The organism is Nostoc sp. (assembly GCF_036918015.1).
Lineage (GTDB): Bacteria > Cyanobacteriota > Cyanobacteriia > Cyanobacteriales > Nostocaceae > Nostoc.
The window spans coordinates 64,070-85,521 of the sequence record NZ_JBALEO010000031.1 but is presented as its reverse complement, the minus strand read 5'-3'; the positions used below and the strand labels follow the sequence as shown (position 1 = coordinate 85,521).

Here is a 21,452-nt window from a genome sequence, read left to right as displayed (position 1 = left end):
TACCCATTTATAAATTGTTCAAATAGGGAAAAATTCTTGATTAGTAAAAATGATTTACACGCTAACACCTCAGCAAGAGGCTTTAATTCCAGTTTATCGGGAGAAGTGGAGAGCGATCGCGCTTTCAACTGAGCGGATTGATCGTGAAAAAGCTGCTGAATCTATAAAAGCTGCTTATACTATTATTGATGAGGCAGAGCCTACAATAATTTTCTGTGATAGTCCTTATGCATCTCTGTGCCTCGATATTGATCTTCAACTAAAATATAGTAATGACAAACTTTATACTGATATAGAGTACCTACTATTCAATCAGTTAGAAAAACAATTAGGTTACGACACTTTATATGTGTTAAATCAAAGATTAAATATTGATCTTGATAGAATTAATCAAATAGAATTTGAGTTGGGAGTCTTACTAGAGAGAGAACTTAAAAGAAATAGCTTAAAGTATTTTGTAGATGGCAGCGTCAGATTAGACGGTTTGCTACGTCAATGTAGTCTTTTTGAGTTTTGTATTTATGTATTAAAATGCGATTATAATCAAGAAATATGGAAAATTTTACAAAATATATGCAAGCATTGCGGTCGTATTTTTGCTGATGATAATATTTGTATGATATGCGATCGCCCCCTTCACCTGCGCTTCGACAATCAAAATCGCCTTCACGCAGAAGGCGAACCCGCTATTGAATTTATTGATGGATATAGCCTCTACTCCTACCACGGTGTAACCTTGCCTGAAAAATATGGTAAAATCCACCCTGAACAATGGCAATCTCAATGGCTTTTATCAGAGGAAAACGCCGAACTACGGAGAGTATTAATTCAGGGTATTGGTTACGCCAGAATTTGCCAAGAATTACAAGCTATTGAATTAGATAATTGGCAAGAATACACGCTATTAAAAATTGACAACAATCTGGATATCGAGCCGATTTATTTATTAAAAATGATTTGCCCTAGCACAAGCTTTATTCACGCCTTGCGAGTTCCACCACATATAAACTCAGCGCGTGAAGCAATTAGCTGGGTAAATTGGGGAATTGATCCAGAAGAATTTGGTGTGCAAACATAATTACTTAAAGGACTTCCCTATTTAGAAATTGTTCAAAAAGGTAATGACAATCCATTCATGCTAGATGTCACATTAACAGAAATGGCATACTATATTTCTTAAATGCAGTAAATTGAAAGTTAATTATTCATTTTTGAGTAGTACAGTGAAGATACTACCATTTGGATAATTATCTTCGACGCTAATTGTACCAGAATGTGCGTCGATCGCCATTTTGCAGAAAGCCAATCCTAAACCAATTTGCGAAATTTCTGGTATCGGAGTTCCAATTTCATACTTCTCAAAAATGATTTGTCGTAACTCCAGACTTACTCCAGAACCAGAATCAGCGACTTGCACTTTTACACCACCTGCTGCTAAATACTCTGCCCGTAGGGTAACTTGAGACTTGGACGGGGAGAACTTAATGGCATTGGAGAGCAAATTATCCAGCACGCGACGAAAGATAACTGCATCTACTGCAACAATGCCACCAGGTTCGGGTAGTTCGCGTATCAGGGTCAGGTTCTTTTGATTAGCGATCGCCTCAATACCTGCCAATGCTGACATACACAGGGTACAAAGGTCTACTTCTGTATAGTTGAGAACCATTTTCCCGGATTCCAGCTTTGCCACGATCAGCAAGCTATCAATCAATGATTGTAGTTGTTGTCCAGCAAGTAAAATTTGATTGACTTTGCCTTGCTGTTGTTTTGGTGACAAATCTGGCAACCGCAGAATCTCTGCGCCTAAGACAATGCTGGTAAGTGGATTTCGCAGATCGTGGACAATCATGTTTACCATGTCTTCTCGCAGTTTGAGCAATACTTGCATACTGTCGTACTGCTGCTTAATCCTTAACATGGAATGAACTCTGGCTCGTAATTCCACACCATTAACGGGTTTACTAATGAAGTCATCTGCACCCGTCGCCAGACATCGAGCCAAATCTTCTTTATCGGTTAATGCTGTCACCATAATAATCGGCACTGCTTGCCATTGTGGATCGGCTTTGATGCGTCGGCAGACTTCCATCCCATCAAGATCGGGCATCATCACATCTAATAAAATCAGATCGGGCTGAAAACTATCGAGGCGGTTTAGAGCTTGTTGACCACTAGGAGCGTAGTATAGCTGGTAGTTTTCACCATCCAGCAAGGTTTCAATAACATCAAAGTTATCGGGTTCATCATCGATCGCTAAAATAGAGGGTTGACTATCCATAGAGAATTTCCTCTACCTTCCTAAAAGTTGTTGAATTGTGGTTACAAGCTGTTTAAGTTTTATGGGTTTGGTCAAATATTCGTTAGCTCCAGCGGCTAAACAAGTTTCGCGATCGCCGGGCATAGCTAATGCCGTTAGTGCAATTATGGGAATATGCACAAATTGGCGATCGTTACGGATGTGGCGGATTGCTTCCAACCCATCCATTTCCGGCATTTGAATGTCCATCACAATTAAGTCGGGGCGTTGAACTCTGACAAGATCGATAGCTTGTTGTCCATTGTTTGCCAAAATGAGATGATACCCTCGACTTTCAAGATAGGCGGACATCGTATCAATATTTGGTTGATTATCTTCTGCCAGCAAAATCAAAGGATTCTCTAGAAAGACTTCTGGCACTACAATTAGATTTGGCGAGTCTGAACGGGCAGGATGTTGTAGTTTCTCTATAATTACCTGAAGTTGAGCGCGGGTAATGGGTTTGACCAGATATTCAAACGCTCCCTGAGCCAATCCTTTGCTATGTTCATCCACAACTGAAATGATGATCGTTGGAATATCTTTAGTTTTTGGGTTGGTTTTGAGTTGATTTAGCACCTCCCAACCCGATAGGTTCGGTAGTTGCAAATCGAGAATGATTAAAGCAGGTTGAACTCGCAGCACTTCTTCTATGGCTCCTTCACCTTGAGAATAGATGATGGGTTGCATTCCCATTTCGCTCAAGTAACGAGTAATCTGATCGGCCGCCGCCACAGAATCTTCGATAATTAAAACTTGAGCATTTTCAACAAGTAAGGGATAGCTGGGTAATGAAGTAGTTACCTGCGTTCTTAGAAGATTGTCGCTGCTATGGTAGGGAATGCGGACGGTAAAACAACTTCCCTTGCCAACTTCACTGCTAACTAAGACAGTTCCTCCATGTAGGTTAATAATCTTTTGTACCAGTGCCAAACCTAGACCGGTGCCACTGTATTGGCGATTGAGGCTGCTGTCAAGTTGGATAAAAGGCTGAAACAGCTTGCCAATTTCTTCCGGGGCGATACCGATGCCGGTGTCAGTGATCTGAAAGCAGATATCTGGGGAAGACAAAGAAGAATTTACTTCCCCTGCTCCCCTGCTCCCCTGCTCCCCTGCTCCCCTGCTCCCCTGCCCCCCTGCCCCCTCCAGCCGGACTTCTAGCGTTACACGTCCCCGTTCTGGCGTAAACTTGACAGCGTTACTTAACAGGTTGATCAGTACTTGACGCAGGCGGCGATCGTCTACTTGGATGCTGTCAATCTTGTCAGAAATATGAGTATTAAGACGAATACTTTTTTTCAAAGCCATCTGTTTGACAAAGGCAAGGCTGGTATCACAAAGGCTCTTAACAGAAATATCACTTAGTTGCAGTTCCAGTTTGCCAGATTCAATTTTAGACAAGTCTAGAATGTCGTTGATTAGTTCTAGTAAATGTCTGCCACTGCGCTCAATAGTGGCGATCGCTTTTGCTTGTCTTTCATTAATGGAGCCGAATACACTTTCTTGTAAGCCCTCTGACATACCCAAAATCGCATTGAGAGGTGTTCGCAGTTCATGGCTCATGTTTGCGAGAAATTCGTCTTTGAGGCGAGTGGCGCGGGCAAGTTCCATATTTGCGTTAGCAAGCTGCTCATTCGTTTGCCGTAATTGTGCTTCGGCTTGTTTGCGTTCTGTGATATCTTCGTGAGATACCACTACGCCAATCACCTCTCCTGCGCTATTGGTCAGGGGAATTTTATTAGTTCGTAGCCAGAGTTCTTCGCCATTAGACCCTTCAAATGGCTCTTCATAACCTAGTTTAGGTGTTCGAGTGTTCATCACCATCATATCGTCTGCACAGTAGAGGTGTGCCAAATTTGCCCAAGGTAATTCAAAATCGGTCTTGCCGATAATCTCATCAGCTGTCAGTTGAGAATGGCGGATAAATGCTGGATTGCAACCAATAAACCGCGATTGGCGGTCTTTCCAGAAAACACTTTGCGGAAATGTATCTAGTACCGTTTGCAGCATTTTGCGTGATTCTTCCAGTTCTTGCGCGGTTTGTTTGCGTTCACGGATATCAAATAGGGTGGTGCGGCTGTATAGATAGTTTCCCTCAGCATCCTTGACAGCAGTAGCGCTTACCAGTACTGGGAAAACTGTGCCATCTTTACAAACTATGTCCAACTCCAAATCCTTCACTAAACCCTGCTTTTTGAAGTGAGAATAGTTTTGCGCGAACGACAAGCGACTGGCTTGAGTGAAAAAATTCACCAGGGGTTGGCCAATCATTTCCTCACGGATATAGCCCAACCATTGCAGTTCAGTTTCGTTGACCTTAATCAATCTGCCTTGGCTGTCAAGGGAATGGTAGCCACAGGGAGCATTATTGTACAAATCTTCAACTTCATGGGCAAATTTTGCCAATGCCTCTTGTGCCTCTTTCCGTTCGCTGATATCAGTTATTCGGACTAGATGCATGGTGTGTCCGGCTACAGTAATGGGTTTGGCTGCAATGTTGCCCCAGAAAATCTTACCCTGAAGAGTAACATATTCAATTTCTAGGCTCCATACACCTTTTGACTGCATATTTCTGACGATCGCATCTGTTTCGCTGGCAGTGAATAGACGCAGCTGGAGTGTTTGCCCATTGATATTGACTAATTCAGCTTTGTCAACCGCCTCAAACATTTCCACTGCCCGCCGATTGCAATCTAGAGTCAGCAGCGTTTGCGGATCGACCAGAAAGATGGCATCAGCAGATTCGTTAAAAATTGCCTCTCGCAAATCCCGATTGTGGATGAGTTCTTGTTCGGCTTGTTTGCGATCGCTAATATCATAGTTAACCCCAATCATCCGTACAAGTTCACCCTGCTGGTCACGTTTGAGAATACCGTAGCCTTTGAGGAAACGAATTTCTCCACTTGGTTGAACGATGCGGAACTCGACATTATATTCTTGATTTCCTTGGATAACTTGCTCCATAGTTTCCAGCAGATAAGGGCGATCTTCCGGATGTAAGCAGTTTAACCAAGCATCAAAAGAACCGTTAAAATCAGTTTTACTCACTCCATACAGTTCGTACATCCGATCGTCCCAAATCTGCCTTCCTTGGACGAAATCATATTCCCAAATACCAAATCCTCCAGATTTGATGGCTATGGTTAGCCGTTCGGAGAGGTGATGGAGCTGTTCTTCTACTTGTTTGCGTTCGCTAATATCTGTCAGTGTGCCAATGTAGCCGATAATGGTGTCGTTGGCGTTAGTTTCGGGTAGCACTTGGACATAGAACCAGTTGATGCTGCCATCTGGGCGTAGATGCCTACCTTCACTCTGATAAAATTCTTTTGGATTAACATATCCTTGCTCAAATTTTAGAGACCATTCCCTCCCCAAACGCTCGGCGTCTTCTGGGTGCAAAGCCTCTATCCACCCCGCCCCCAATCCTGCCTGTATTGGTCTACCAGTCATCTCACTCCAGCGATCGTTGACATAGATGCATTTACCAACGGCATCCAGCCGGAAAATAGCTACAGGAGCCGCTTCTGCTAGATGTGCATAACGGAGTTCGCTGTCTCGAAGGGCTGTCTCTATTTGTTTTTGCTGGGTAATATCTTTGGCAATACTCAAAAATCCGATATTCTGTCCTTCCAGATCCTGAAGAATTTTCACCGACAGAAATATAGGGAACCGAGAGCCATCTTTGCGAATGTAAGTCCATTCGTTTTCATAGGTGCTTCCGTCTTGAGTGACGATAGTAAAAAATTCCCTGCCAGGTGCAATTTCCCTACCCAATTCTAACGAGAGTTCTGCTGCGCGTTGGTTGAGTTCTTCCGGGTCGTGAAATGTAGTTGGATTTATTTGCCGAACAACTTCATCTGCTGTGTAGCCCAACATTTTCTGAGCGGCTGCGTTGAAGGTTTGGATGCCATTTGAGTTATTAAAAATAATCGCATAGTCAGTACCATCTAAAATGGCTTGCTGCAAATTAGCGATCGCTAACAATTGAGCTTCTGCCTGTTTGCGCTTTGTAATGTTAATATGGCAACCAATTATCCGCAGAGGATTGCCGTCTCGATCCCAGGCAATGACGCGACCAGAACAAATTACCCAAACAGTAGAACCATCCTTATGTCGATATCTCACCTCATTGTAAAAGGGGATTTGTCCGCGACTTTGGGCGTGTTGCTCAAAAAGTTGCAGAACACCGGGTAAATCCTCTGGAAAAACCAAGCGTTGCCAGCTCTCTGGTGTATTTGGCAATTCATGATCTTCATAGCCGAACATCTGCTTGAAGGTTAAGCTCAAGTACTCCTGATTGCCCGGAATATCCCAATCCCAGTAACCTGCTAGCCCGACTTCAAGAATCTGCTCCAGAAGATGTAATTCAATTCGCAGCATTTGGACTCGCCGCCGCTCTTCCTCTGAGAGCTTGCGTTCTGTGATATCTATCAGCACGCCCAGCATCCGCAGTAGTTGTCCGGTTGCGTCGTAAACTCCCCGTCCTTTTGCCGATACCCAATGAATGCTGCCATCTTGCCAGACAACTCGGTATTCCACAGCATAATCGGTTTGGGTGGCGATCGCCTGCCTCAGTTCCGGCTCAACCCATTCTCGATCCTCTGGATGTACTTGATTGAGCCACTTTTCATAAGTCCAGTTTGCATCACTCAGATCGGAACTCAAATAGCGAATTGCATTCTCACTAGCGAATATTTGATGGGTGATTGGGTTCCATTCCCAATAGCCAATACCAGCAAAATTCAGGGTAAGCTTGAGTTTCTCTTCGCTATCTTTTAGGGCTGCTTCTGTCCGTTGGCGTTCTGCCAGTTCTGCCTGTAGTTGCTGATATGCACTTCCCTGTTGAATGGCGATCGCTATTTGCACTGCCAATTGATCCAACAAATCTAGTTCTACTGATTGCCAATGACGAGGCGCGCTACATTGGTGAGCAATTAATAATCCCCATAATTCCTCTTTGACTAAAATAGGTACTACCAAATTGGCTTTGACTTCAAATTGTTCTAGAAGTTGCAAATGACAATTTGTTAAACCAGCCTGATAAATATCGTCAATTGCTCGTTTTTTCCCTTGACGATAGGCATTTCTGGCTGCCTTTTGAAAGCAGGTGTCCAAAATCTGCTGCCCCAAAGCCACAGTCCAACCTGGAAGCACTGACTCCGCCTTGATTGTGCCGCTCATATCCGGCTGAAATTGATAGACCACTACTCGGTCTGCTTTCAAAAACTGCCGTACTTCTGTTGCTATAGTAGGCAGAATCTCTTCTAATTTGAGAGACTGACGAATCCGTAAGGCGATCGCAGCAATCAGTTGTTGTTGTTCCCAACTTTGTTCTAACTGTCGAGTCAAATCCATCCGTTCAATGGCATGATGAATTGCACCTTGAAGAACTTCAGGTGTGAGTTTATCTTTAACCAGATAATCTTGCACACCACTTTTCATCGCACGGACAGCAGTAATTTCATCCCCTTGTCCTGTCAGCATAATTACAGCAGTTTGGGTATTGCTATGGCATTCCCGAAACTGCTGAATAAACTTCAGCCCATCGCCATCGAGTAACAAAAAATTCAGCAAAATGATATCTGGTATTTCCTGTTGACACCATTTCAGTGCTGGCGTTACCGTCTCAAACTCCAAAAAGCGGTAGGTATATAGGCTGTCTTGCTCCAAAAAGCGACGATATGCTTCCCGATCTTCAGCGCAATCATCAATCAGCAGGATTGTGAGGCAAGAAGGATGACTCATAAGTTAAAAATACAAACGCGATCGCGTTTCAAAAAAATTATAGCTCGATATCATCGTGCGAATAGCTTGATGTAAATAGAGTCACGCTTGGACAAGAAAAATATAGAACAGGCAAAATACCTGAGATATTTTTATATTGCCCTTCAGCGCGATGTATTGCCCAAATCCCTTAAAATTTTTGCACTTTAATCGCTTTAGGACTAAGTGTTATAAACGAGTGGGATTCGCAATTCTACCTAAACACCTCCTCAGAGCTTCAGTAAATTTGCGAACTTCAAAATTTCATCCATTAACAGCCGCAAGAGTAACACTCAAACCTCTGTTTTGCAGTGATTTTTATCATTAGCCAGATTGTTTTAAAGTTTCACCTCATCGGTTTTATTGGCTTGTTCTATGCCCTTCTTCTATAAAATCTCCTCTATCCTACGGATGATCTAGAGTTGCGACTCAGTATTTCTTCAGCAATTCCAAATAGCCATTCAAGTAAATACTCTCAATTTAATCAGAAAAAAAATCCTGTTTTTCCTCGATTACATTTTCATTTAAATCCTGAATAATAAAACTATTACAAACAATAATTACTAAAAATTATTTGTTTGTATCCAGTTCAGTGTCTTGAAAATTTCAAGCTTAAGTCCAATTGCGCAAGGAGTTTTAACCTAATGTCACTAGCAAGTATAGAGCGTCGGTTACAGCATAAATTAGACCTTAAACAGGCTGTGAATCACAAATGGAATTCTGTTAATTTTGTGTTGTTACTAGTAGCTTTAATTATTCTAGGAAGCTCTAGCTTTATTATCGCCTCTTATGTATTGTCTTCAGTTAGTTCGATCGTTTCATCTTCAGATACTAATCCTACATCAATTCCCTGGATTGAGAATAAGTTTGACTGTCAATCCAGTAGTAGAACCTGGCGCGATAACAAGTGTTGGGATTATGAACATAGTCCTATGTTTTAAAGCTTAGTCCTTTATTTGCTCAAAATTTGCTTTTTACTTACTTCTAATTACTTGGATTACAGTTAAGCTGCATCTACCTTAAAAACCGTTTTTTTACATAAAGGAACAACTCAGAACTCAAACCATGAGAGAATAATATACTTTACTAAAAAAAGATTTAGAAATAAATATTAATTTTTAAGAACAATATAAAACTTCTATAAAAATAATCATAGAAAACACTGATGCTTTTTCGTTAATTATAAGCAAAAATATTATTTACCTCTTTCTAAAAGATAATTCTATTTCAGGCATCTATACATAATGTTCATTAACTCTCTCATCTCTGATAATTTACAACAGACTATCATTCGTCATCCGCTTGTTGTTAGCTCTGAGATTATGCTTCCAGATGTGATTACACTAATCAATGAAGAATCAGGTAATCATGATAGCTTGCCAATCAAAGATAGTAATTATTTGCTTAACTCAGGTAAAGACATAGCTAGCAACACATCTCAAGCCACTAGTTGTGTTTTAGTTTTAGAAAACTCACAGTTAGTGGGGATAATTACGCAACGAGATTTAATTAAGCTGACAGCAAAAAGTCAAAATGTAGAGGGTATCAGTGTTGCCCAAGTGATGACTAGAGAGTTAATAACATTAAAGTTAAGAGATTTTCAAGATGTTTTTACCGCGTTACATTTGCTGAGAAAAAATCGGATTTGCCATCTGCCGATTATTGGAGATCAAGGAGAATTAATTGGATTAGTGACTCCTAGCAGTCTGCTCGCAGTTTCTATTCTACAAGCCGAACTTTATAATCATACACGAGTTAAACTTGTAGAACGCCAGAAAATCGAGGCAGAGCTGCGATTGGAGCGTAATTTTATTTCTACCGTTTTGAATCTAGCAGATGCTCTGGTTATAGTACTAGATTGTCAGGGAAAAATTGTTCGCTTTAATCATACTTGCGAACAAGCTACAGGTTACGCATTTGATGAAGTTAAAGGAAGATTTGTTTGGGATGTGCTGCTGTTACCTGAAACAACAAAATGTATCAAAGATATTTTTAAAAATTTGGCCGATAGAGAGTTTCCTCAACGTTACGAAACTTCTTTAGTTACTAAAGATAGCGAGCGCCGCTTAATTTCTTGGTCAAATAAGGTCTTACTTAATCGGGATAATCAAGTTGATTATATCGTCTGTACAGGCATTGATATTACTGAAAGCCGAAAAGCACAAGAAGAACTCCAGCAGACTCGCAACTTTTTACAGTCGATGATCAATAATCTGCCTGTAGCAGTCTTTGTTAAAGATGCCAAACCAGAAAGTTTTGGGACAGTCAAGCTCTGGAATCATACCTGTGAAAATATTTTTGGTATTACAGCAGAGCAGGCTATTGGCAAAACAGATTATGAATTCTTCCCGAAAGAACAAGCAGACTTTTTCTGTCAAAAAGACCTAGAAAGTTTTACTAGCGGCGTACCTCAAGATATTTCTGAAGAACCTATTGACAGCCCTCGTTTTGGCAGAAGAATTTTACACACAACTAAAATTCCTTTGTATGACAAAGACCAACAACCCGAATACCTGTTGTGTATTTCCGAGGATATTACAGAATACAAACGAGCAGAAAAAAATCTACAACAAGCAAAAGAGCAATTACAAACGGTTTTAGATGCAGTACCTGGGTTTGTTTCTTGGGTAAATGATGATGGATATTATTTAGGGGTTAATCGCCATTTAGCTGAAAGTTTTAACTTGACTGCCGATGCTTTTGTTGGTCAAGAATTGGGCTTTATGGGAAACAGCCCGCAATTTACAGAATTTATGCATAAATTTTTAGATAGGCAAGATGTAGCAGATTCTAAGGTTATTGATGTCCAAATCAATGGCAAAATATGCAATTACTTGCTTGTCGCTCAAAAATATCAACAAAACACAGCCGCTGTTGCCATCGGAATTGATATTACAAAACGCAAACAAGCTGAAATAGCCTTACACAGTTTGATAGAAAGTACAGCTTCTACGACTGGACGTGACTTTTTCCCAGCATTAGTTGAGCATATTTCTTCGACTTTAAATGTCCGTAACACCTTAGTAAGTGAGTTAATTGATGGGCAAGCTCACACTTTAGGATTTTGGTCTGATGGGCAGCTACAACCCAATATTTGCTATGACCCCAAATCAACTCCATGTGAAATTTTATTCAAACAAGGATTTTACCACTGTAGTTCGAGAATTCAGCAACTCTTTCCTAATGCTAAAACATTAGCTGCTATGGAAGCTGAAAGTTCTATGGGAGTTATTTTGAGTGATGATTTTGGTCAACCAATTGGCTCACTATGCATAGTAGATGACAAACCCATGCCTGACCAAGATAAATTTGAAGGAATTCTCAAAGTATTTGCAGCCAGAGCATCTGCTGAACTGCAAAGACAGCGAGTGCAAGAAGCTCTACAAAAACTCAATCAAGATTTAGAAGTCAGGGTTAAGCAACGCACTTTAGACTTACAACAAAGTGAGGCAGAACTTAGAGCTATTTTTAATCAAGCAGCAGTGGGAATTAAACTAGAAACTTTAGATGGTCATTTTGTTAAAGCTAATCAAAAGTTTTGTGAAATTTTAGGCTATAGCCAAGAAGAAATACTTAAGAAAAACTTTAGAGATATTACACATCCAGAGGATATACAAATCCATCTAAATAAGTTGCAACAATTAGTAGCACGAAAAATAGAAACATTTTCCATCGAGAAGCGTTATTTACATAAAAATGCTAATGTAATTTGGATAAATCTAACGGTATCTCTAATTCGAGATCCGATTGGCAAACCAATTTATGCGATCGGTGTAGTTAAAGATATACGCGAGCGCAAACAAGCTGAAGAAAATATTTGTAAAGCTTTAGTAAAAGAAAAAGAACTTAGTGAGTTGAAATCTCGTTTCATTTCCATGACCTCCCACGAGTTCCGAACTCCTTTAGCTGTGATTGCTTCCTCTGCTGGAATCTTAAAAAGTTTTAGCCATAAACTAGATGAACAACAAAAACATAAACATCTCCAGTGCATTGAGACTTATGTTCAACACACTACTCAACTATTAGATGATATTTTGCTAATTAATAAGGCTGAAGCTGGAAAATTGGCATTTGAACCAACTTGTATTAATTTAATTAATTTCTGTCGTTCTTTGGTAGAGGAAATTCAACTCAGTTCTCCCAAACATACCCTAGCTTTTTCTCCTCAGTATTTGGGTAACTCATCAATAAATGATTACTTTATGGCTTGTATAGACAAGAAACTTTTGCGACAAATATTCAGAAATTTACTTTCAAATGCTGTCAAATACTCGCCAGATGGTAGCAATGTTCAAATTGATTTATTATTTCAAGAGGAAAGCGCAGTTTTTCTAATTCAAGATCAGGGTATTGGTATTTTACCAGAGGATCAACAGAAATTATTTGAACCATTCTACCGAGCTAGTAATGTTGGTAATACGCCAGGAACTGGATTAGGTTTGGCAATAGTTAACAACTGTATAGACCTTCATAGAGGAAGAATTACCTTCACTAGCCAGGTCGGAGTCGGTACGACATTTAGGGTAGAACTGCCACTAATTATAAGTGACTACCTGAATGAAAAATATCTAATGTGTGATTAGTAAATAGTTTTAGGGAACAATAGACTGCGGGAGATTGTTTGGAGTCTAAAGTAAATTTCCAAGTTTCTAAGCTGAATAATCAGTTCTAATAACTGTATTTACTGCGTCTATAGATATCAGATATCACAAAACTGCCTAGTAAAAATCACTATTGGAAGAAGCCAATGAACAAAAAGATATTAGTAATTGAAGATGAAGCCCAAATTTGTTCAAATATTCAACAGATTTTAAGTTTCTCCGATTTTAATACTATTACTGCAAATAATGGTTTAGAAGGATTACGACTTGCTAAAACAGAACAACCAGACCTTATCTGTTGTGACGTTATGATGCCTGAACTTGACGGTTACGGTGTACTGACAGCCTTACGCCAAGACCCAATAACTGAATCTATCCCAGTAATTTTTCTGACTGCAAAAGTAGACCGTGGTGACTTACGCCAAGGTATGGAGTTAGGAGCTGATGATTACCTGACAAAACCTTTTTCTATGGAAGAACTTTTGAAGGCAATTAAGGTCAGATTAAATCGGGTGGAAAAACCAACTTTAATCAAACAACAATACGAACAAGAACATCAACAAAATACCAAGTTGAAGCAGGAGATAGAGATAAATTCAGAAAAACTACAAGAGAGCCAACACCTAGCAGAAATATGCAACGAGGTTTTACAAAAGCTTTTACAAGATTTAGCCAACCCGCTTTCAAATATCAATATGGCAATCTATATGCTTAAAAAAGCTCAATCAGATGTTGAGCGCGATCGCTACTTGAGTATCCTACAACAAGAGTATGCGAGAGAAATGATGTTGTTGAATGAAATGAAGAATTTACAAACATTACTAACCCCAGAAAATGCCAAAATTCTGCAAAATTTCAATTTGCTTAACCATAGCAAATAATATAGTTGCGCAACAAACCTATTGAAATATTTCAGCGTTTATGCTTAGGGCATGAATATTGATTATAAGGTATTATTGACAATTAATTTTTCTGGTTTAGCAAGATAAACTTTGTGTGGATATAGGGTTTCCTAAGCAACAGAACTACACCCAAATCTTGTTTACCAAGGTTACTAGCTTTAGAAACGTATCTCACTAAGTCGGAAATTGCTAGATCAATAACATAAAATTGATATTTTTATTTTTACTAATCATAGATGAACACAATTTTAATTATAGAAGACGAACCCCAAGTCAGGGGAAACATTCAGGAAATTTTACAACTTTCTGATTTTGAAACTTTGATAGCTGCAAACGGTAAGATTGGATTAGAAATTGCTCAAGCAAAATTACCAGATTTAATTATCTGTGACATTATGATGCCTGAATTAGACGGCTACAGCGTGCTGTCTGCTTTACGTAAAAATGAAGCAACTATCAATATTCCTTTAATATTTGTTACTGCTAAAGCAGAGCGTTCAGATTTTCGTCAGGGAATGAATTTTGGGGCTGATGATTATTTGACTAAACCGTTTACTCCTGAAGAACTACTAAATGCGATCGCTTCTCGTCTTGATAAACACGCTTTGGTTGAGCGCCAAACTCAAGTCAAGCTAGACGAACTCAGAATGAATATTGCTCATTCATTACCTCACGAGCTAAATACGCCTTTAAATGGTATTATCGGTATGTCACAGTTGTTAATAGAAAATTGTGGCATCATGTCTGACTCTGAAGAAGTCGAAATTGCCGAATTAATTTACACATCTGCCAATCGCTTGAATGCATTAGTTCAAAGGTTTTTATTGTATAGTAATCTAGAATTAATAATTAAAAGTCCCGAAGAAAGTCGTCAAACTAAAGAAAAAAAAGATAAATGTTTTGTTAAGAAAATTATTAGTGAAGTTGCTCTCAAAAAAGCTATAGAAAACTCTAGACAAAAAGATTTAAAGCTAGATATCCAAGAATCTACAGTACAATTACCACAAGAAAATTTGAGTATTCTGATTGAAGAATTACTGGAAAATTCTTTTAAATTCTCTTTACCAAGCAGCGAAATTCAAGTTATTAGTAAGATGGAAGGTAATAAATTTAATTTGTATGTAAGTGACAATGGCAGAGGTATGGCAATTGAAGAGATTAATACAATTGGAGCTTTTGTACAATTTAATCGAAAGTTATGGGAACAACAAGGCTCTGGTCTAGGGCTGGCTATTGTTCAGCATATAGTTAAATTATATGGTGGTGAATTGACAATTGCTAGCATTCCTGAACAAGGAACTACTGTAAGTGTTAGTTTGCCTTGCTAGGGGATGCTGACAAATATAACTACAGTAAAATATAAATTTACAAAATAGTAATTCAGCGAACAAGGGGAATCTATCTTAATCTTTTAGGGGATTAGTTATATTCCGTAGTTTTAAGTACGCTTTTTCAACACCAGGTTTGCAGAACATGACCCTTCAACTGTTGTCCTAACCAAGGTGTATTCTGTGAAAGTGTATAAAGACTTTTCCGTTCGACTTTCCAAGTTTGCTGGGGATCAAATAAAGTAAGTTCCGCTGGTTGATGAGGTAGAATCGCACTTACTTTTTGCCCCAAACACTCTGCTGGATTGGTACTCAATGCCCGCCATAATTCTAAAGCTGTAAATTCCTCAGTTTCAACGAGATATTGCCACAGTAAAGGTAATGCTAGCTCTAAACCAATTGCCCCAGCTGGTGCTTCGGCAAAGGCTTGGACTTTTTCTTCGTAGCTGTAGGGTGTGTGATCGATAGCGATCGCATCAATCACACCGGCACGTACCCCTGCACGCAACGCCGCCACATCACGAGGATTTCCTAAAGGCGGGTCTAAATGCAAGCTGGTGTGATAACTCTTAACTGCTTTAGTATCAAGTAAAAGGTGCATCCAGGTAGTGCTGGCGGTGATGGGTAAACCAGCCGCCTTAGCTGAAGCAATTAATTCCACGCTGCGAGCTGTAGAGACGCGCATGATATGGACTGGTGTGCCGATGGTTGCAACCAATTCCAGCATAGCTGCGATCGCAGTAGTTTCAGCACTGGCGGGGATTGGGGGTAAACCAAAACGCAGAGCATCTGTCCCTTCTCTCATTACACCATTTGCTGTTAACTGGCGATCGCTAGGCCAAAATGCGACTGGTTTGCCCAACGGCTGGAGATACTCTAACACTCGCCGCACCAGCGCCAAATTTTCTAAAGGTTTACCATCAGTAAAACCAACAACTCCAGCAGAGGCTAAATCTGCCAATTCCGTCATCTGTTTCCCAGCAATATCTACGGTGATCGCACCCCAGATATGAAGCAGGGGTGCAGGGGAGCAGGGGTGCAGGGGAGACAAACTCTTCTCTGCCCCTCTGCCCCTCTGCCCCTCTGCCCCTCTGCCTCTCTGCCCCTCTGCCCCTCTGCTCCTCTGCCCCTCTGCCCCTCTGCCCCTCTGCCCCTCTGCCCTCTTCTGCTGCAACTGTGCCACAAGCGCAGGGTTATCAATAACTGGGGATGTATCGGGTAAAATGCTAACTCTAGTAAAGCCGCCAGCAGCAGCAGCTTGTAAGAAAGACGAAAGGGTTTCTCGTTCTTCAAAGCCAGGTTCACCAGAGTGGCTGTACAAATCAACTAATCCAGGGCCGAGAACTAATCCCTGACAATCTCGGATTTGAGTATCAGAACTGATATCAGAAATGTGCGAAGCCACTTCTCGGATATAACCATCAGCAATCAGCACATCAAAGAGTTCGTCGATTTCAGAAACAGGGTCAATCACTCGTACTTTTTGCAGCAGTTCAGTCATAAAAGTTTTTAGTTATGAGTTAGGAGTTAAGTAGGTAGGCATAATTAAACATAAAGTAAAATCCTAGTTCGTAGTGAGCGATTCATCGCTCAAAGCAAGGGTTATGAGGACTAAAGTCCTCACTACAAACTTTAATTTATTTACGTCTAGTTACTTATGAGTTATTTGTTCTTCAGTCATTAGCTTCTAACTTTATTCCTCACTCCTCACTCCTAACTCCTCATTCCTAACTCCTCACTCCTCACTCAGCACTCAGCACTCAGCACTCAAAAGTCAGCACTCACAACGCTCCCGCGGCTGTTTTATCTAGTACGCCTCCACCAAAGTGATAGGTGATGTTCATCGCTTGCAGTACTGGTAAACCATCGATTCCAGCAGGGTAGTCGATAACACTAACTGCACCGTTACCCTGGCGAAAACTCCAGAAGTTTTCCAGCGATAAACCCAGAATGTGACAAAGCAAGGTTTTGTTAGTAGCGTCATGAGCTACTACTAATACAGTTTTGAATTGATTATTTGATGCTGCTTGCAGAATTGATTGCCAAGCTGCAACACTGCGCTCCCACACTTGTTGCAAATTCTCCCCTTCAGGCATTTGCACTTGCGTTGGTATCAGCCGCCATCGCTGCAATTCTCCCGGAAACTCTTGCTCTATCTCTGTTTCTAATTTGCCTTCCCAGAGACCATGACTGATTTCTCTTAAACCATCTTGCAATTCTAACTTGACATTCGGATGTTGTTTTAAGATAATCTCTGCTGTTTCTTTAGGGCGCAGCATTGTGCTACTTACAGCAAAATTAATCTCTACGTCTTGGAGAAATTCGCCTGCTTTTTGCGACTGTTGTCTACCGTTGTCGTTGAGGGGGACATCAATTTGACCTTGAAACCGGGTTTGGCGATTCCAGTCAGTTTCCCCATGACGCACTAGCAACAATCGTACTCCTTGATGATCCGGTCGCAATGAAGGTAGAGTTTCTCCCGTGTGTTGCGTCTGATTTAAAGATTCTAGCTGGACTGGTTCGCCCAATCCTCCAGCAAAATTTAATACGGTGATGCCACAGTTAGATTGCTGTATTGAGTGGTAACGACTGGGAGGGATGCCTAACGCTGTGCTAATCAGGGCGCGATTAATTCCGTTATGTCCCACGATGAGAATAGTTTCGCCTTGATGTTGAGACAAAATTTCTTGCCAAAACTGCCGTGCTTGTTCGTATAAAGCAAGAACGGGAAAGTGTTCTCTTGTCCCTTCTGCATCATTAAGCAGCATCCGCAGTTCGTCGGGGTGTTGATGCCAAGTGCGGTAGTCTTCGGCAAATTTTTGCTTGACTTCAGAAGTTAGCAGTGCTTCCCATAAAGGTAAGTCGATTTCTAGCAGCAAATCAGAAACTTGAAGTACAGCAGATTGTTCAGCATGAGTTGCTAACTCACTATGGATAATATCTGCTGTGTGTTTCGCTCGTTGTAAGGGACTGCTGTAAATCGCATTAAATAAGATATTGCTGAGGGCTTTGCCTACTTTACTGGCATGGTTACGACCTTTTTCGGTTAATGTTGACGCATCAGTGCGTCCTTGGATACGCCGCTCGGTGTTATAACCGCTTTGACCGTGGCGCACAATGATGACACGAGTCATCTCAAAGCCCTCCTCTTATCTTGACGATTAATTTTACTGCAAAACGATTGCATAATTATCGACTCAGGAAGGCGGATTGAGTCAGGTGCAAAATTTTATTCTGGTAGAGGAGACAGGACGATTGGCTAAAACTGCCGTTGTCTGAACGATGTTTTCTAATAAAGCTGTTTTGATTTAAGTATAAATATTCCTTTTGATACTATAGGAATCCGGTTTGATTTCTGAAAAAAATTAAGTATTTGTAGGGTGCGTTATGACTTTAGTCTAACGCACCAAACCCTTGAAAATGGTGCGTTACGCTTCGCGATAACACACCCTACGTGTTGTTCAAAAATCAAATAGTAATCCTATATTACAGATAAGAGTGAAAATGAGGTAGGCATAATTTATAAATTTTGCGTAGTAAGGATTTTGGGAAACAGAGCAATACGTTTTGGTTAAGGTTTTTGATGACAATTTTAGATCGCTAAGATACGATAAATCATCAAAAAGACGCGATAAATCGCCGTCTCTACAAAAGACTGATTATTGTAAAGATGGCGATTCATCGCATCGCTTGCCTTAACCGAACAGTAATGGCTAATGCATAATTAATTAAAATTACAACGTCAGCCTTTATACTTGCTTATTCTCTCCCTATATCTAACTGTACTTGCAATCCATCATTGTCACTGTCTGACTGAGCCGGTGTTAAGAAAACTGAAGTGTCTGGCTGTGATAATGATTCGTTAAAGCGGATTTTAGCTGGAGTTTTATTTTCTCTTCTATTATTACGGTTAGAAAGAGTTGCTGGATTAGTTTGCTCAAAAAAACTTCTAAAGTCATCTTGGGCTGTTTTCTTATCGATTCCAAGTAGAGAATCACCACTTAGTCTATATTGTCCGGGATTTGAGTTTGATGCTGGTGATTGACCGTAGACTTGGCTTCCTAAGCTTGCAAAGGCTGCCGTAATCCCTAAGAAAGCAATAATTTTGGCGTTCATTTGTTTTATCCAAATTATTTGAATATTGCTTGTCTATTATTCTCTGGGAAAAGTATTTTGATTAACTCTATGGTTAGGTTCAACTATAATAATTGTATTGCTTATGTACTTAGCGTGTCAATGATTTTGGCTGTTTTAGCCCTTAACAAGTTATAGCTTTGGCATCTCCTTGGAAGTTAGATTATCTGGTTAAGTTTCTTAGCGATCGCACTGGTAATACTGATTAAGTTTTTGCACTATTTTTCTTAAACTAGGACAGTATTAATTGAACAGCGATCGCAGTTAAATTAGTTGAGATATGCCAGCATTAAATTAAGGATACTTAACAGTTGCAGTAGAGCGATTGCACTCAGCACAGAAAGCGCTAAGATTGCGTAAGCGTAGCCCCTTTTAGACATTTGCCCCGCAAGCTTTTCTTTTGATCCCCCCAACCCCCCTTAAAAAGCTACGGTGTATACACAAGTTATCGAATCACAACCAGTCTGTTGAATTACCCCACCCTAACTTTCCCCTTATAAAGGGGAGGGAACTAGATTTCTTTTTCCCCCAATAAACGGGGGGATTAAGGGGGGTAGTTCTGGGATAACAGACTTGTGTATACACGGTAGCCTTAAAAACTTGGGAAAAAGCTCTTCAAAATCCCCTTTTTAAGGGGAATTTAGAGGGATCTTCAACGATTTTGATTTTGTGTGTACACCGTAGCCCTTGCTAGAGAGATTCCCTATCAAATCTTTGTAGAAGATGCCACAGCCAAACTCCAAGGAATCCAACAGAATCACGAGTTTTATTGACAAACTTACGAGTTTCATTGACAAACTCACAAATTTCATTAACAAAATCACGAGTTTCATTAACAAGATCATGATTTTCATTGACAAAATCACGAGTTTCATTGACAAACTCATGATTTTTGCGCTAAATACTGAATCAATCGTTGTATTAAATACTAATCTTTGAGGACTTTACTGAACTAAGATCCAGCTTTAGTAAGGCAAACTAGCTCTAAAGCAGATAAAAAGGATACATTTATGTCTCGTCAAAAACGTACATACCGCGTTCTCGAAAAAGCTGAATTCAGAACGGCGGGACTTAAAGCCATCGATCCGACTATGGATTTTGGCGATGGGCGCAACTTAGAAAGCATGACACAATTAATTGAGCAATACCGTACCAAGATAGATGCTTATAATACTGCACTAGCCATAATTGACTCTTCTAAAACTGAGATGGACGAATTGGACAGAACTTTAAGCGATCTAACTGAGAAAATGCTCCTGGGAGTTGCTTTTAAGTACGGCAAAGACAGCTATGAATATCAGATGGCGGGTGGTGTTCGTAAAAGCGATCGCATCCGTAAAAGCACAGCAACACGCTTGAAAGCGACTTCAGAGGAAGCAAATACTAAGAGTGCTACAACTGTATAAAAGCGCCTCAGACTCAAGTCTGCACTACTGAAACAAAGCCTGTTTTTAGCAGCTTTTTAGGCACAAACAGGAGTTATGCAAAGTAGAACAATAACTGCTAATCGCTGTCATGCTTTAATTTTAGATTTTTCTCTTGTGTAAAACAGCAAAGAAGGCAAAACTTAAGTAATTTTTTCGGCTGTGCATTTTACTTTAGTCATCAGAAACTTTACGTAACTCTATTGATGTAACTATAAGTAAAGTCGGTAAAATTCGTGAGGTTTAACAGATATAAATTAACTAACATTAGCTTTAAATAGCAGTCAATATCTGTTAAACCAAACAAATTTGTGATAACCGATCGATTGTTTATCAGCAACTATTGCTCAACATAACTTTATCCACTGATGAGCGACTTGAATAACCAAAGACTCAAACTCAAACTTCATCAGTTGCGTTTAGTTCCATATCTAGCAATTGGTTCTATAATTTTTTATTTTAATTCCAACCTAGATTTAAACTACATAGTTAAAGGATATTTAGTCTTAATGGAATCTCAGTTATGTATAATCGTTCTTTATTTTTTGACGGCAAAAATCACTAGCAAAACACATAAATAATCAAAAAAGGTCGAAAAGTTTGGTTGTATTATATGCCAATAGATATTTATTAGAGTTAATTAAGGAAGTAAATGTTATGAAGACTAAATCTACAGCAATTATACTTTGCTTTTTTGGCGGGTGGCTGGGAATCCACAAATTTTATCTAGGACAAAATGTAGCAGGTATTTTGTATTTATTGTTTTTTTGGACTTGTATTCCATCTTTAATAGCCTTTGTTGAATTCTTCATCCTAGTTTTGATGTCAGATACCGAATTCAATACCAAATATAATCAAGTTATCGCAAGCACAGGTGGAGCAGTCTCCGCAAAAGATGCAACCAGTGCATTAGCTGATTTAAAAACTCTTTTTGATTCTGGGATAATTACCGCAGAAGAGTATGAAGAAAAGCGCCAAAACCTTCTGAAATCTTTATAAAT

The 21,452-nt window shown here is 39.9% G+C and carries 12 protein-coding genes; 7 read left to right on the top strand and 5 right to left on the bottom strand.

Annotation, left to right across the window (positions count from 1 at the left end; genetic code table 11):
* The first annotated feature begins 49 nt into the window (after window positions 1-49).
* Window positions 50-1,078, top strand: coding sequence for a DUF6745 domain-containing protein (locus V7K61_RS07300; RefSeq protein ID WP_335052276.1), 1,029 nt, complete (start codon window positions 50-52; stop codon window positions 1,076-1,078).
* Between the two features lie 123 nt (window positions 1,079-1,201).
* Here the strand turns inward: V7K61_RS07300 and V7K61_RS07295 are convergent, their stop codons facing one another.
* Both V7K61_RS07295 and V7K61_RS07290 read right to left on the bottom strand, forming a co-directional pair.
* Entirely contained in the window at window positions 1,202-2,281 is a 1,080-nt protein-coding gene (locus V7K61_RS07295) for a hybrid sensor histidine kinase/response regulator (RefSeq protein ID WP_335052274.1), read from the bottom strand.
* Between the two features lie 12 nt (window positions 2,282-2,293).
* A complete protein-coding gene (locus V7K61_RS07290) occupies window positions 2,294-8,044 on the bottom strand; it encodes a PAS domain S-box protein (RefSeq protein ID WP_335052272.1) in 5,751 nt (1,916 codons plus the stop codon).
* 662 nt (window positions 8,045-8,706) lie between these two features.
* Between V7K61_RS07290 and V7K61_RS07285 the strand changes: the two genes are divergently transcribed.
* From V7K61_RS07285 to V7K61_RS07270, 4 genes are all read left to right on the top strand, one after another.
* Window positions 8,707-9,003 carry a hypothetical protein gene (locus tag V7K61_RS07285; protein ID WP_335052270.1) on the top strand — a complete coding sequence of 99 codons (297 nt, stop codon included), beginning with the start codon at window positions 8,707-8,709 and terminating at the stop codon, window positions 9,001-9,003.
* Window positions 9,004-9,306: 303 nt separating this feature from the next.
* The gene (locus tag V7K61_RS07280) at window positions 9,307-12,645 is read left to right on the top strand and encodes a PAS domain S-box protein (RefSeq protein ID WP_335052268.1); all 3,339 of its coding nucleotides are present in this window, start codon (window positions 9,307-9,309) and stop codon (window positions 12,643-12,645) included.
* A gap of 164 nt (window positions 12,646-12,809) precedes the next feature.
* A complete protein-coding gene (locus V7K61_RS07275; RefSeq protein ID WP_335052266.1) occupies window positions 12,810-13,544 on the top strand; it encodes a response regulator transcription factor in 735 nt (244 codons plus the stop codon).
* Window positions 13,545-13,801: 257 nt separating this feature from the next.
* Entirely contained in the window at window positions 13,802-14,893 is a 1,092-nt protein-coding gene (locus tag V7K61_RS07270; protein WP_335052264.1) for a hybrid sensor histidine kinase/response regulator, read from the top strand.
* 124 nt (window positions 14,894-15,017) lie between these two features.
* Here V7K61_RS07270 and V7K61_RS07265 read toward each other — a convergent pair whose 3' ends face one another.
* From V7K61_RS07265 to V7K61_RS07255, 3 genes are all read right to left on the bottom strand, one after another.
* On the bottom strand, window positions 15,018-16,394 hold the full coding sequence (locus V7K61_RS07265) for a dihydroorotase (protein WP_335052262.1): 1,377 nt from the start codon (window positions 16,392-16,394) through the stop codon (window positions 15,018-15,020).
* A gap of 280 nt (window positions 16,395-16,674) precedes the next feature.
* Window positions 16,675-18,027 carry a histidine phosphatase family protein gene (locus tag V7K61_RS07260; protein WP_335052259.1) on the bottom strand — a complete coding sequence of 451 codons (1,353 nt, stop codon included), beginning with the start codon at window positions 18,025-18,027 and terminating at the stop codon, window positions 16,675-16,677.
* 625 nt (window positions 18,028-18,652) lie between these two features.
* A complete protein-coding gene (locus tag V7K61_RS07255; RefSeq protein ID WP_335052257.1) occupies window positions 18,653-19,009 on the bottom strand; it encodes a hypothetical protein in 357 nt (118 codons plus the stop codon).
* Between the two features lie 1,028 nt (window positions 19,010-20,037).
* Here V7K61_RS07255 and V7K61_RS07250 point away from each other — a divergent pair.
* Together V7K61_RS07250 and V7K61_RS07245 are read left to right on the top strand one after the other, a co-directional pair.
* Window positions 20,038-20,433 carry a hypothetical protein gene (locus V7K61_RS07250; protein WP_335052255.1) on the top strand — a complete coding sequence of 132 codons (396 nt, stop codon included), beginning with the start codon at window positions 20,038-20,040 and terminating at the stop codon, window positions 20,431-20,433.
* Window positions 20,434-21,108: 675 nt separating this feature from the next.
* On the top strand, window positions 21,109-21,450 hold the full coding sequence (locus tag V7K61_RS07245) for an NINE protein (protein ID WP_334896380.1): 342 nt from the start codon (window positions 21,109-21,111) through the stop codon (window positions 21,448-21,450).
* Window positions 21,451-21,452: the final 2 nt, after the last annotated feature.

What these genes read in the sequence shown, in the direction of transcription:
- V7K61_RS07280 (WP_335052268.1), top strand. Translation starts at nt 9,307, where the DNA reads ATGTTCATTAACTCTCTCATCTCTGATAATTTACAACAGACTATCATT.
- V7K61_RS07290 (WP_335052272.1), bottom strand. Translation starts at nt 8,044, where the DNA reads ATGAGTCATCCTTCTTGCCTCACAATCCTGCTGATTGATGATTGCGCT.
- V7K61_RS07295 (WP_335052274.1), bottom strand. Translation starts at nt 2,281, where the DNA reads ATGGATAGTCAACCCTCTATTTTAGCGATCGATGATGAACCCGATAAC.
- V7K61_RS07275 (WP_335052266.1), top strand. Translation starts at nt 12,810, where the DNA reads ATGAACAAAAAGATATTAGTAATTGAAGATGAAGCCCAAATTTGTTCA.
- V7K61_RS07250 (WP_335052255.1), top strand. Translation starts at nt 20,038, where the DNA reads ATGTCTCGTCAAAAACGTACATACCGCGTTCTCGAAAAAGCTGAATTC.
- V7K61_RS07255 (WP_335052257.1), bottom strand. Translation starts at nt 19,009, where the DNA reads ATGAACGCCAAAATTATTGCTTTCTTAGGGATTACGGCAGCCTTTGCA.
- V7K61_RS07245 (WP_334896380.1), top strand. Translation starts at nt 21,109, where the DNA reads ATGAAGACTAAATCTACAGCAATTATACTTTGCTTTTTTGGCGGGTGG.
- V7K61_RS07270 (WP_335052264.1), top strand. Translation starts at nt 13,802, where the DNA reads ATGAACACAATTTTAATTATAGAAGACGAACCCCAAGTCAGGGGAAAC.
- V7K61_RS07300 (WP_335052276.1), top strand. Translation starts at nt 50, where the DNA reads ATGATTTACACGCTAACACCTCAGCAAGAGGCTTTAATTCCAGTTTAT.
- V7K61_RS07265 (WP_335052262.1), bottom strand. Translation starts at nt 16,394, where the DNA reads ATGACTGAACTGCTGCAAAAAGTACGAGTGATTGACCCTGTTTCTGAA.
- V7K61_RS07260 (WP_335052259.1), bottom strand. Translation starts at nt 18,027, where the DNA reads ATGACTCGTGTCATCATTGTGCGCCACGGTCAAAGCGGTTATAACACC.
- V7K61_RS07285 (WP_335052270.1), top strand. Translation starts at nt 8,707, where the DNA reads ATGTCACTAGCAAGTATAGAGCGTCGGTTACAGCATAAATTAGACCTT.